Consider the following 13,429-nt stretch of genomic DNA (forward strand, 5'->3'; position numbering starts at 1 on the left):
CATTCATGTTATGATGATATAGATACATATTAACATATTTGAAAGGAAGTAATATAGCATGTTATATCGATTCTCTCACAAAACAGGTACTTATGGTGTAACGATTAAAGAAGATAGCGATCATCAAGTTTTAGTACAAATTGAACAAGTCATTAAACATCCTAAACAAGGAGATTTACATCATCCTGGTGAAACTGAAGGTGTTTTTTTTCATGAAAGACGTGCTTTAAGCCATTATGAAAAACGTTATGCAACACGTTCACAATTGAGAGATTTTAATGTAGAAGAGATGAAATATGAAGATTCTTTACAACAAGCGATTACTAAAATGGAAAACGAATTAAAACAACAACACACAGAATACGCAAAATTGGCATTAGACAATTTAAACAGTCTAAAAAAAGACTATTCTATCCAATATAAACAAAATTTTTTCTAGTCCATTTTACGTCTTTCTTCCTATTTAACAAGATAAGTAAAATTGCTGACTTTACATCTTTTCACAGTTTTTCAGAATAAATTGATTGATGTATAATAAAATTTATAACAATTTTTGAAGGAGGAAAATATAGTGAGTTTGATACATATTGCGGTACTTTTACCGTTAATATTCGCACTCATTATTCCAATCCTTTATCGTTTCTTTAAAAAGATTCATTTAGGATGGTTTGTATTACCTGTTCCTGTTGTCTTATTTATTTATTTTTTATCTTATATTTCAACTACTCAATCAGGTAATACAGTAATAAAAACTTTCAATTGGATGCCACATATCGGCATGAATTTTGATATTTATCTTGATGGCTTAAGCATACTCTTTAGTTTGCTTATAACTGGCATTGGAAGTTTAGTAGTTCTTTATTCAATCGGTTATTTAGATAAATCTGAACGATTAGGGAATTTTTACTGTTATTTATTACTGTTTATGGGTGCAATGTTAGGCGTCGTACTCTCAGATAATATCATTATCTTATATCTATTCTGGGAATTAACTTCATTCTCAAGTTTTTTACTCATTTCTTTTTGGAGAGAAAAGAAAGCTTCTATATATGGAGCACAAAAGTCACTGATTATCACTGTATTTGGAGGACTTAGTTTACTTGGTGGATTAATCTTAATTTCACTTGCAGGACAATCATTAAGTCTACATTATTTAATCCATCATGTATCTCAAATACAAGACAGTGCTTTCTTTACACTTGCAATGGTTTTAATTATGTTAGCAGCTTTCACAAAATCTGCACAAGTGCCATTTTACATTTGGTTACCTGATGCAATGGAGGCACCTACTCCTGTCAGTGCATATTTACATTCAGCTACAATGGTTAAAGCAGGGTTATATCTTGTTGCACGTTTAACCCCATTATTCGCGATATCAGAAGGATGGATATGGACTATTACTTTAGTAGGCTTAATCACACTATTTTGGGCTTCATTAAATGCAACGAAACAACAAGATTTGAAAGGGATTCTAGCATTTTCTACAGTTTCACAATTGGGAATGATTATGTCTATGCTAGGTATTGGAGCTATAAGTTATCATTTTGAAGGTAGTGACAGTCAATTATATATCGCTGGTTTTACAGCAGCTGCTTTCCATTTAATTAACCATGCTACCTTTAAAGGTGCATTATTTATGATTACAGGTGCCATTGATCATGTGACAGGCACACGTGATGTAAAAAAATTGGGCGGTTTACTTACTATCATGCCAATTTCTTTTACTCTTACTGTAATTACAGCATTAAGTATGGCAGGTGTGCCACCATTTAATGGTTTCTTATCAAAAGAAAAATTCTTAGAGGCTATGATAGAAGCTACACACACGCCTCTATTTAGTTTAAATACTCTAGGTATTGTTTTTCCAATTTTAGCGATTGTAGGTAGTATATTTACATTTGTATATTCAATTAAATTCGTACTACATGTATTCTTGGGTAAATATCATTCTGATTTATTACCTAAGAAAGCACATGAAGCATCATTATTAATGTTAATTTCACCAGCAATTCTAGCAACGCTAGTTGTTGTTTTCGGACTATTCCCTGAACTATTAACACATTCTATAATCGAACCAGCTACTAAAGCCATAAGTGGAATATCAACCGTACATGCAGAATTCCATATGTTCCATGGTATTACTCCTGCGTTCATCTCTACTTTAACGATTTGGATTGTAGGTATTATCTTATTATTTACGTTCAATTATTGGATTCGTTTATTAAAAGCACAACCAGACAACTTAAAATTAAATTATTGGTATGATACTACTGGCAAATGGTTACCAAATCATTCCGCTTCTCTAACTAATTATTATGTTAATGGGTATGTACGGGATAGTTTAGTCTTTATTTTTGGTACATTAATTGTGTTAACACTCATCACATTAGTGAGGGTACCGTTTAGCTTTAATTTTAAAAATATAAATACAATTCACATCTATGAAATGATTATTATCATAATACTTACTATCTCAGCGTTCTTAGTTGTTACAGCAACATCTCGTTTATTTAGTATTATTATGCTTAGTGTTGTTGGCTATGCAGTATCAGTTTTATTTGTTTTCTTTAAGGCACCTGATTTAGCTTTAACACAATTTGTTGTTGAGTCTATCTCAACGGGTCTATTTCTATTATGTTTCTATCACTTGCCTAACTTAAATCGCTATAATGAAAAAACATCATTTAAATTAACGAATGCTATCATCTCTATTGGTGTTGGTTTGGTAGTGACAATATTAGGTCTTATCGCTTATGGTAATAGACATTTTTCTTCTATTGGAGAATATTACAAGGCACATGTTTATGACTTAGCACATGGTAAAAATATGGTTAACGTTATTCTCGTAGACTTCCGTGGTATGGATACCTTATTTGAATCTTCTGTATTAGGTATTGCAGGTCTTGCAGTTTACACGATGATTAAATTACGAAGTAAACGTAACAAAACAAGTGAGGTGGAAAGCAATGAATAGACAAAATAACAATTTAATGTTTCAGTATTCAGCTGTAATTATTGCTTTCTTAATTGCTCTTTTTGGTATTACTTTATTTTTAGCAGGACATTACACACCAGGTGGAGGATTTGTTGGTGGATTGCTTCTATCAACCGCTTTAACCATTATTATGATTGCATTTGATATAAAAACGATGCGTAAAATCTTTCCTTGGGATTTTAAAATCTTAATTGGTATTGGTTTATTATTCTGTGTAAGTACGCCTATAGCAAGTTGGTTTTACGGAAAAAGTTTCTTTACACATACAGAATTTAATATTCCATTACCACTTCTACACTCTGTTCATATGAATACACCAATGTTCTTCGACTTTGGCGTTATGTGTGCAGTAATTGGTACAGTAATGACTATTATTATAACGATTGGAGAGAACGAATAGTGGAAATTATTATGATTATTGTATGTGGCATACTTACATCAATCAGTGTCTATCTCGTTTTATCTAAAAGTTTAATACGTATTATTATGGGAACAACGCTGATTACACATGCATCAAATTTATTTTTAATTACTATGGGAGGATTGAAACATGGTGAAATGCCAATATATGAAAAAGATATTCATCACTATGTAGATCCAATCCCTCATGCATTAATACTTACTGCAATTGTTATTGCATTTGCAACTACTGCTTTTTTCTTAGTCTTAGCTTTTAGAACGTATAAAGAATTAGGCACAGACAACATAGAACAAATGAAAGGAGTGCCTAGTGATGATAGCAACTAATATGGTTGTTCTTACATTAGTTATACCAATCATTACCGCTATTATTCTTATCTTTTTGGGTCAACGCTATCCATTAAAGCGTGCGGTCACATTGATAGGTTTAGTTTTAACTTTGATTGTAGCGATGATTAATTTAATTAATGTTAGTAAATTTGGTCCTCTTAAAGTAGAATTAGGTTCTTGGCCAACCCCATATGGTATTATCTTTTTATTAGATACGTTAGGGGCAATGTTGATTGTAACGAGTATTATCATTACTCTGCTCATTACGATCTATTCTTTTTCAACTGCCGGAATCGATAGAGAGCGTTATTATTTTCATTTTTCAATCGTCTTTATGTTAGTGGGTATTATTGGTGCTTTCACTACTGGAGATATTTTTAACCTTTTCGTATTCTTTGAAGTCTTTTTAATGTCATCTTATGCATTGCTTGTATTAGGTGGTACACGTATTCAACTTCAAGAAACGGTGAAATATTTACTTATTAATGTTGTAACATCGACATTTTTCGTTATTGCTGTTGCTATCTTATATTCAATTGTCGGCACTTTAAATATGGCTGACATTAGCGTAAAACTGAATGAATTATCTCATTCACATCAAGGATTATTAAGTATTGTCTTTATTTTGTTCATCTTTGTGTTTGCAACTAAAGCTGGTGTCTTTCCATTATATGTTTGGTTACCTGGATCATACTATGCGCCACCTTTTGCTATCATTGCATTCTTCGGTGCTTTATTAACTAAAGTTGGCGTCTATGCTATTTTAAGAACACTTAGTCTTTTCTTCCATAACACAATGAGTTTTTCTCACTATACTATTTTATTCTTAGCACTATTAACGATTATATTTGGATCCATTGGTGCCATTGCTTATTATGATATTAAAAAAATTATTTTATATAATATTATGATTGCAGTAGGTGTCATACTCGTTGGTGTTGCTATGATGAGTAAATTAGGAATTATGGGTGCTATATATTATACCATTCACGATATGTTAGTTAAGACTGCACTTTTCTTAATTATTGGTGTCATGTATCAAATTACCAAAACATCAAATCTTAAGTCATTCGGTGGTTTAATTAAGACATATCCTATACTTGGTTGGTCTTTCTTTATTGCAGCTTTAAGCTTGGCTGGTATTCCCCCATTTAGTGGGTTTTATGGAAAATACTTTATTGTAAAAGCCGCTTTTGAAAAAGGATTTTATATCAGTGCAATTATCGTATTACTTTCAAGTTTAATCGTACTCTATTCTGTGATTCGTATTTTCCTACATGGTTTCTTTGGTGAACCTAAGGGATATAAACTGAATAACAAAGTAAATGTAAAACAAGCAACAATCGTTTCAGTAATTGCAGTTATCATTACTGTACTATTTGGTTTATCTGCTGATGCACTTTATCCATTTATATCAGAAGCAGCTAAATCTTTCTATGATCCTAATGTTTATATTAAAAGTGTATTAGGAGGTAGATACTAATGGCTCTTCAATTTGTGTTAAATATTATATTAGCTATTATATGGATGTTTTTAAGCGGCAGTTATACATTTAATAACTTTTTACTAGGATTTTTAATAGGAATTGGACTTGTTTACTTATTTAAAAAAGTATTGCCTGGTAGTTTTTATTTAAAAAGAGTTTATAAAGTCATTAAATTGATTGTTGTCTTTTTTATAGAATTAATGAAAGCCAATATTGATGTATCCAAAATTGTGTTACAGCCAAGACTTAAAAATCAACCTGGTTTCTTTATTTATCACACAGATTTAAAACATGATTGGCAAATTGTTTTATTATCTAATTTAATCACTTTAACACCAGGAACTGTCGTTTTAGGTATTAGTGATGATAGAACTAAAATATACATTCACTCAATTGACTTTAGTACAAAAGAAGAAGAAATTGAAAGCATTAAATCATCACTTGAAAAAGTAGTGAGAGAGGTGGGCGAAGCTTAATGGTAAAAACAATTATTATTATTGCTTTAATTGTCGTAGTATTATCGATGCTAGCAATGTTTATTCGTATTATTAAAGGTCCCACTTTACCTGATCGCGTCCTTGCACTAGACGCTATTGGCTTACAATTGATGGCGTGTGTTGCATTATATAGTGTATTTATCGGCTCACAATACTTACTTGTAGTTATTTTACTTATTGGTATTTTAGCTTTCTTAGGTACAGCAGTATTCTCTAAATTTATAGATAAAGGTAAGGTGATTGAACGTGATAGCAAAAATCATCATTAGTTTAGCCATCATTTTCATTATCTTAGGTGCATTGATAAGTGCAATTACTGCTATTGGTATTATTCGTTTAAAGGATGTCTATTCACGCGGTCATGCTGCAGGTAAATCTGCAACATTAGGTGCTATATTTTTATTATTTGGAACGTTTTTATATTTTATGGGAACAGAAGGATACGCCAATATGCAACTGATATTCGGCATTATTTTCATTTTGATTACTGGCCCTCTTTCTAGCCATTTAATGATGAAAGCATCATATAATAATAAAACGCCTTATACTAAAGATACAAAAATTGATGAACTTAAAGATGAATTTAACAATAAGAAAATATAATTTGATAAAAATCGAGGTACTTTCTTAAAGTGCTTCGATTTTTTGTTTTGAAAAAGATAGTTTTATGTTATTATAAATCGTAATAATTACGTTTTAAAGGGGTTTTATTATGCATCGGACTATTATTGGTGGCGGTATACAAGGAACCACTATAGCAATTAAGTTACGTGAAGTAGGCATGTCCATCCAAAATCTTACAATTATCGACCCTCATGATTCTTTATGCGAACAATTTCATAAATGCACAAATAGAATTGCTATGCCTTACTTACGTTCACCTATTGTACATCATATTCATCCTGACCCATTTCATTTGAAAAAATTTGCAAAAATGAATTAGTATATTAATCCAACTTTTGGTCGTTATCAAAGACCTCAAACAGAGATGTTTATGGATCACACACATGCTCAAATACATAACTACTATCTAAATCAAAGTCATATTCAAAGTTATGTTCAACGCATTGAAAAAAATCAAAGAGAATGGAGTATTACAACAAGTCATCATTCTGTCATTCAAACTGATTGTGTTGTTTTAGCACAAGGATGTCATAATGAACCTTTTGTCCCTGTCGCATTTACTCAAGCTAAAGATGTATGTCATATATTTAGTGATCATTTTAATTCTCAATTATTTTCACAATCATCTCATGTCATTGGAAGTGGTATTTCAGCTGCTCATTTAACATTAAAGCTTTTAAAATTAGATAAGAATAAAATCGTTCATTTATGGATGAATAAAAATATAGATATTCAACATTTTGATGCTGATCCTGGTTGGCTAGGTCCCAAAAAAATGAAGGCCTTTTTAAATTATTCTTCACATGAAGAAAAACTTCAAACAGTGTTAACAGAAAGACATAAAGGTTCAATGCCTCACGAGTTATATTTACGCTTAAAGAAATATGTTCAAAACAAAAGACTTATCATACATAAAGAAGAGATTAAGGACTTAAAATCGCATCAAATTATTACTGAAAATTTAAATATCCCATATGATTACATTCTTTTAGCAACTGGATTTAAGCCTTCAATTTTGCAGCAACCCATGATACAATCTCTAATTCAAAATGCTAATGCCCCCTCCTATCTTGTGGATTTCCAAAAATCACACATGAATTAGAATGGTTACCTCATTTATTTGTTGCTGGTGGACTAGCTGATTTAGAACTTAGTCCATTTGCCAGAAATATCATGGGAGGTAAAGAAGCAGCTCAAAGCATTTATAGCGTATTTCAAAGAATAAATCACCATAGAGAAGTATCATAAATATAAAATACTAGCCCGTAGATGAATATTTTCTACAGGCTAGTATTTTATAATTTGTTATTTTAATGGTTTAATCCCTATTGTACCTCTCATGATACTAATTAATTTATCTTGATCACTTTTAATTTCTATATTCCATACTTGTGTCGTATGACCTTTATGAATAATAGAAGCGGTAGCAATCACGCGTCCCTCTTTTACTGAGTGAATATGATTGGCATTCATTTCTAAACCTAATGGGATAAAGTGTTTCGTATCAATTAAATGGGCAGCGCCTAATGAACAAGCTGTTTCACCTAATGCAATACTTGCACCACCATGTAGATAGCCAAAGGGTTGTTTAACCTTATCAGTGACTGGCATAGAAATTACAACTATTCCCTCATCTACTGTTTCGATTTTCATATCAAATGTTTCAAGTAAATTAGACATGTTGTCACCTCTTTTTTTCTATAATACCATTGCAGCTATTGTACCAAAAATCATCAATGGAACATTATAGAAAAGGAAGTTAGGTATACATGTATCTCTAATGTGATCATGTTGACCATCTACATTAAGACCTGCTGTGGGTCCAAGTGTTGAATCACTTGCTGGTGAACCAGAATCTCCAAGTGCAGCAGCTGTTCCTACTAAAGCAATTAATGCCATATTATCTAAACCAAGAGATGAACCTAGTGGTATAAATAAAGCTGCAATAATTGGAATCGTAGCAAAAGATGATCCAATGCCTAACGTAACAATAAGGCCAACAATATACATTGCAATAATAGTAATTAATTTATGTCCATTTGTAATCTCAGTTAAACTAGAAACTAATTTTTCAATATCACCAGTAGCATTCATGACACCGGCAAAACCGTTAGCTGATAAAATAACGACACCAATAAATGACATTATTTTTATTCCTTCTACAAATTGACTATCTAATTCATTCCATTTATAAATACCAGAAATAAAGAATATCAGCACTCCAGCTAATGCTCCAAAAATCATTGAATCCGTAAATGTTTGAACTAAGAAAGTAGCGAAAATAGCAACAATCGTAACAACTAATACATATGGCCGAATTTCTGCTATTTCTTCTTCATTATCTTTAAGTACCTCTTGCTTATATTCACGTGGTTTACGATAAACAAACAACCCAATCACTAAACCGACAATATAACCAAGTGAAGGAATTAACATTGCTTTCCAAATCATATTAAATTCGATAGGATGATGAGCTTTTTGAAATCCACTTTGTATAATTTGGTGGAAAATCTGTCCAAAGCCATAAGGTAGTAAAACATATGGCCAACATAAACCAAATCCTATAACTAAACCAATTAATCGTCTATCAATTTTCAAATCGTTAAATAGACTAAGTAATGGTGGAATTACAATTGGTATAAATGCAATATGTACTGGAATTAAGTTCTGACTCATAATACTCATTGCTAGTAATACTAAAATAATAATCACTTTTACTTTAATCCTTGATAAGCGGCTATTCTCAGTATGAATCGCACGAATAATTTTATTTACTAAATAATCTGTGATGCCACTATATGATATCAGTGCTGCAAAGCCCCCTAATAAAGCGTAACTTAATGCCACTTCCGAACCATCTACAATATTTTTACCGAATACACTAATTACTTTGTTTAAACTCATGCCCGATATTAGACCACCTACAAGTGAACTAATAAATAAACTAATGATAACATTCAGTCTTAAGAGACATAATATAATCATTAATATTACGGCAATAACTACAGCATTAAACATTATACTCACATCCTTTATCACTCTACCGAACTAAAGTGTATAATTATGTGATTAATAATATCAAGTAGTTAGGCGGTTGTCAACGCCTAATATAATAGTATTTTAAAAAAATAAACGTCTAAGGTATCAATGTACCTCAGACATTTATCTATTTTGCCTCACAATGAATGTATATTCATTTCTAACATCCATTTTATATTGATTGTCTTAACCAATTCACAATGGTCATTATCATGCTTCCTGTCGGACCTTTAGGACCTTTATAGTTATTTTTATTAATCGTTGCAGGACCTGCAATATCAAAATGAATATGTGGCGTTTGCTCACTAAAATGCGTAACGAAAGCTGCAGCAAATAAGGCTTTACCTTGTCCATTTGTATGATTCACTAAATCAGCGACCTCTGTATTACGAATCAATTGTTGTTCAGTTTGAGTAATAGGTAATTCAAAAGCGAATTCATCAACTTCTCTAGCACTTTTTAAAATGTGTTTCATATCTTCATCTGCATTCGAACTAAATAAAGCAGCCTTATCTTCTCCTAATGCCGCTATAGCAGCACCTGTAAGAGTAGCAAAATCACATATTAAACGTGGTTGAAATTGATTTGCATAAAATACGCCATCTCCTAAAACTAAACGGCCTTCAGCATCGCTATTTAAAACTTCTACTGTTTCACCACTTAAGGCAGTATATACATCATCTGGTTTCATAGCCTGTTGACTAATCATATTTTCTGCAGAGACAATGACACCTACAATATTTACTGGTAAAGATAATTTAGACGCAGCATCAATCATTCCTACAACGTTAGCAGCACCACACATATCAAATTTCATTGTTTGCATACCCATTTTAGATTTGATGCTATAGCCACCAGAATCATATGTAATCCCTTTCCCAACTAATGCAATAGGTGCTTCATTTTTATCTGTTCCATGATACGTTAAAGTAATAACAACAGGAGGGTGAGTAGATCCTTTACCTACAGCATGTAGTAAACCAAAACCTTCTGATAACAATGTGTCATTATTTTTAATATCTACTGAAACAGAAGACGATTTAAAGTGATGTGCTACTTCACTTGCAAAGTATTCTGGAGTAAGTATATTGGGAGGCATATTACTAAAGTCACGTGCTATATTCACCGATTCACCAATCAAATACCCTGCTTTTATATTTTTTGTATCCTCATCACTATTAGATGATTCTATATATAATTCCAGTTGATATGGTGTGGATTTGTTAGATTTATAGTTGTTAAATTCATAAATCGATTGTCTACTTTGTAATCCGAAAATCTCTGCAATACTTGTTTTGTCAATTTGTTTTGAATTAAATGTATCAAAAAGAACATTTGCTTCTGTCACACGCTCTTTTTTTAGATATTGAAAAAGTGTACCAAATACTTTTAAAAATGAAGCATAAGATAATGTTTTCAAATTTCCTAGTCCAACCGTAATTAAACGTTTAGGTTCATTATTTATGTATAAAATAGTCGAAGATGTTTTTCCTAATTGACTACTTACAATATGTCGATGTCGGTAATTTTCAATAGTTTGTGTAAGGTCACTATTTTTGTACGTGATCTTTCCAATTTGATTAAGATGATCGGGTACTCCTAGAATAATAATGTCGGTCATTTTATTCGAATCATAATTAAAATGTATCATATAACTCTCCTTTAAAATAAAGGAGTGAGATATTGAAATCTATTTTGTTTCACAGATTTCTGTCTCACTCCTTAATGATTAAATATTTAATTTATTAACTTAGAATTTACCTTTTTTAAATGCTAAGCCAACGCCACCCATTTTGAATACTGCACGTGTATCAATCACTTTCTTCATGAACGCAGCTTTTTTACCAGTGATGTCTCTACCAAACACATGACCTACACCATCATGTGAACCTAAAGAACAAACTGTACCACGATCAATATATTCGAAGTCAGTTGTAGCTTGACCATTTAAGATATTTTCAATGTTTTTAGCAACATGTGCACCTTGTTGCATAGCAATTTGAGCTGTAGTTGGTAATGGACGTTCCTCACCTGCTGGGATAAACGCAGAAACATCACCAATAACGAAGATATCATCATGACCATCGATTGTTAAATCTTGTTTAGTTACGATACGACCACGTTTTACACCTTCGAATGATTCTTCCATAAGTTGACTACCGCGAACTCCAGCAGCCCACACTGCAGTATTGGCTTCAAGTTGTTGTTCTTGATCATTTGTTTTAACTTTGAAACCTTTTTCATTACAAGCAACGATTGGCGTACCAATTTTAAATTCAACGCCACGTTCTTCTAAATAATTAACTACATAATTTACAAGATTTTCTGAGAACATTGGTAAAATTTTAGGCATAGCTTCAACACATGTAATTTTAACTTTATTTTGATCTACACCATATTTATTACATAATTCAGGAATTCTGTCTGTTAATTCACCTAAGAATTCAATGCCTGTAAATCCAGCGCCACCTACTAAAATTGCTAAATCATTTTCATCTTTCTCTTTTGATGCAGCGTAGTTCGCAAATTTATCTTCAATATGACGAGATAATTCGCGGGCAGTATGAATATTTTCAATTTGGAACGCATGTTCTTTCATTCCGTTAATACCGAATGTTTCACTTTCAAATCCTAAAGCAACAACTAAAATATCATATTCAAAAATACCATGAGTAGTTTCTACTTTTTTAGCGTTTCTATCAATTTTAGTTACTTCTGCATTGATGAAGTTGACTTTATTTTTGTCAATTACACTTTCAATTGGATAAATTAAATCTTCATAATTTAAAGTACCAGCTGACGCTTCGTGTAACCAAGTTGCTTCATAATGATATTTGTTTTTGTTAACTAAAGTGATTTCTGCTTCATTTGCAGATACTTCTTTTTGTAATTTAGTAACTGCTTGTAAACCTGCATATCCTGCACCTAATACAAGTACTTTTTTACGATTTTGTGCCATTTCATTCACCTAAGCTTTCGTATTTTTTCTTAAATGTAGATAAAGGCTACAAGTTTCAGAACATGTTGAAACGTAGCATTTTTATAATACAATAGTATTGTAAAAATACTGATTGTTTCGTAAAACTTTGAACTTAACCTATTTGTTCATCCCCATTTATAGTCTTAGTCAACACTTTTATATTCCATTTTGCGAACATTTATTCACAAAAAAGACAAAATTAATCCACTTCCAATTTTATAGTTTTTATACCATATTTTCAAGCAACAACAGAACGATTATTTAAATTTATTATTACTATATTGTATTAACTTAAGAATATGAGACTTAACAATTTTCAGGATGTCCAGCTACTTTTGCTGTTCTAAAAGAACTGCCACATCCACATGATGCAATTGCATTTGGGTTGTCGATTTGGAATCCACCACCCATTAATGATTGTTTAAAATCAATTTTAGTGCCATTCAGTACGGGAGCATCATCTTTATCTACTAAGACTTTTAATCCATAATATTCTAATATTTCATCATTTGATCCTGGGGCTTCTTCTGCAGACATACCATATGTTAAACCTGTACATCCGCCACCATTCACTTTAATTTTTAAATAACCGTTTTCCATATGATTACTTTTCAACATGTCTTTTACTTCATAAGCTGCTGCTTCAGTAAGTATTACTGTTGGCATTTCTAATCACTCCTATAATAAGTTTGTAAAATCATTTTCTTCTATGTGTTTATAAATATTGTTTAACAAATCTTCAGGTGTATCCCCTTCTACGACTTCTCCATCTACCAATGCATATAACCCAGAAGAACATAAACCACAATTATTGAGACATCCATATTCTAACACATCTACTTCAGGATCACTTTCGAGTTTATCGTAAACGTAGTCTCCGCCTTTGGCCATATTCGATATACAGAATTCGACTAATGGAAACATACTTCACCTTCTTTTTAATTTAATTACATTATTATAACAAATCTCTTAATATGTTGCATTGCTATGGTTTTTAACTATTTGTATTTTGCAATAACATTTCACATTTGTTTGTCGTGATTATTAAAAACATATAT

14 protein-coding genes and 1 pseudogene are annotated in these 13,429 nt (G+C 31.5%); 9 read left to right on the forward strand and 6 right to left on the reverse strand.

Annotated features, from left to right (window positions below; translation table 11 throughout):
- Positions 1 to 58 precede the first annotated feature (58 nt).
- From kapB to HMPREF2647_RS02900, 9 genes and pseudogenes are all read left to right on the forward strand, one after another.
- Positions 59 to 439 carry a sporulation phosphorelay system protein KapB gene (kapB, locus tag HMPREF2647_RS02860; protein WP_002448064.1) on the forward strand — a complete coding sequence of 127 codons (381 nt, stop codon included), beginning with the start codon at positions 59 to 61 and terminating at the stop codon, positions 437 to 439.
- Between the two features lie 132 nt (positions 440 to 571).
- The gene (locus HMPREF2647_RS02865) at positions 572 to 2,974 is read left to right on the forward strand and encodes a Na+/H+ antiporter subunit A (RefSeq protein ID WP_070859510.1); all 2,403 of its coding nucleotides are present in this window, start codon (positions 572 to 574) and stop codon (positions 2,972 to 2,974) included.
- Positions 2,967 to 3,395, forward strand: coding sequence for a Na(+)/H(+) antiporter subunit B (locus tag HMPREF2647_RS02870; RefSeq protein WP_017175851.1), 429 nt, complete (start codon positions 2,967 to 2,969; stop codon positions 3,393 to 3,395). The genes HMPREF2647_RS02865 and HMPREF2647_RS02870 overlap by 8 nt, the downstream gene beginning before the upstream one ends.
- Positions 3,395 to 3,742: a Na+/H+ antiporter Mnh1 subunit C gene (gene mnhC1, locus HMPREF2647_RS02875; RefSeq protein ID WP_002448250.1), complete on the forward strand. Its 348-nt coding sequence runs from the start codon at positions 3,395 to 3,397 to the stop codon at positions 3,740 to 3,742. The genes HMPREF2647_RS02870 and mnhC1 overlap by 1 nt, the downstream gene beginning before the upstream one ends.
- On the forward strand, positions 3,729 to 5,228 hold the full coding sequence (locus HMPREF2647_RS02880; RefSeq protein WP_070859512.1) for a Na+/H+ antiporter subunit D: 1,500 nt from the start codon (positions 3,729 to 3,731) through the stop codon (positions 5,226 to 5,228). The genes mnhC1 and HMPREF2647_RS02880 overlap by 14 nt, the downstream gene beginning before the upstream one ends.
- Positions 5,228 to 5,707 (forward strand): Na+/H+ antiporter subunit E, encoded by a 480-nt coding sequence (locus tag HMPREF2647_RS02885; protein ID WP_017175853.1) that lies wholly within the window; start codon positions 5,228 to 5,230, stop codon positions 5,705 to 5,707. The genes HMPREF2647_RS02880 and HMPREF2647_RS02885 overlap by 1 nt, the downstream gene beginning before the upstream one ends.
- Positions 5,707 to 5,997 carry a Na(+)/H(+) antiporter subunit F1 gene (locus HMPREF2647_RS02890; RefSeq protein ID WP_017175854.1) on the forward strand — a complete coding sequence of 97 codons (291 nt, stop codon included), beginning with the start codon at positions 5,707 to 5,709 and terminating at the stop codon, positions 5,995 to 5,997. Before HMPREF2647_RS02885 ends, HMPREF2647_RS02890 begins: the two co-directional genes overlap by 1 nt.
- The gene (locus tag HMPREF2647_RS02895; RefSeq protein WP_017175855.1) at positions 5,975 to 6,331 is read left to right on the forward strand and encodes a Na+/H+ antiporter subunit G1; all 357 of its coding nucleotides are present in this window, start codon (positions 5,975 to 5,977) and stop codon (positions 6,329 to 6,331) included. Before HMPREF2647_RS02890 ends, HMPREF2647_RS02895 begins: the two co-directional genes overlap by 23 nt.
- Positions 6,332 to 6,440: 109 nt before the next feature.
- A pseudogene (locus tag HMPREF2647_RS02900) lies at positions 6,441 to 7,600 on the forward strand (NAD(P)-binding domain-containing protein).
- Between the two features lie 57 nt (positions 7,601 to 7,657).
- Here HMPREF2647_RS02900 and HMPREF2647_RS02905 read toward each other — a convergent pair.
- From HMPREF2647_RS02905 to HMPREF2647_RS02930, 6 genes are all read right to left on the reverse strand, one after another.
- On the reverse strand, positions 7,658 to 8,032 hold the full coding sequence (locus tag HMPREF2647_RS02905) for a PaaI family thioesterase (protein ID WP_017175858.1): 375 nt from the start codon (positions 8,030 to 8,032) through the stop codon (positions 7,658 to 7,660).
- Positions 8,033 to 8,050: 18 nt separating this feature from the next.
- A complete protein-coding gene (locus HMPREF2647_RS02910) occupies positions 8,051 to 9,370 on the reverse strand; it encodes a Na+/H+ antiporter family protein (RefSeq protein ID WP_019835068.1) in 1,320 nt (439 codons plus the stop codon).
- 193 nt (positions 9,371 to 9,563) lie between these two features.
- A complete protein-coding gene (locus tag HMPREF2647_RS02915) occupies positions 9,564 to 11,042 on the reverse strand; it encodes a M17 family metallopeptidase (protein ID WP_070859514.1) in 1,479 nt (492 codons plus the stop codon).
- A gap of 99 nt (positions 11,043 to 11,141) precedes the next feature.
- Complete coding sequence (locus tag HMPREF2647_RS02920) at positions 11,142 to 12,350, reverse strand: NAD(P)/FAD-dependent oxidoreductase (RefSeq protein WP_017175861.1); 1,209 nt, start codon at positions 12,348 to 12,350, stop codon at positions 11,142 to 11,144.
- 327 nt (positions 12,351 to 12,677) lie between these two features.
- Positions 12,678 to 13,037, reverse strand: coding sequence for a HesB/IscA family protein (locus tag HMPREF2647_RS02925; RefSeq protein ID WP_049379468.1), 360 nt, complete (start codon positions 13,035 to 13,037; stop codon positions 12,678 to 12,680).
- A gap of 12 nt (positions 13,038 to 13,049) precedes the next feature.
- A complete protein-coding gene (locus tag HMPREF2647_RS02930) occupies positions 13,050 to 13,295 on the reverse strand; it encodes a YuzB family protein (protein ID WP_002448156.1) in 246 nt (81 codons plus the stop codon).
- Between the last annotated feature and the right edge of the window lie 134 nt (positions 13,296 to 13,429).

The sequence above is a fragment of the Staphylococcus sp. HMSC035D11 genome, assembly GCF_001836075.1.
GTDB classification, from domain to species: Bacteria; Bacillota; Bacilli; order Staphylococcales; family Staphylococcaceae; genus Staphylococcus; species Staphylococcus hominis.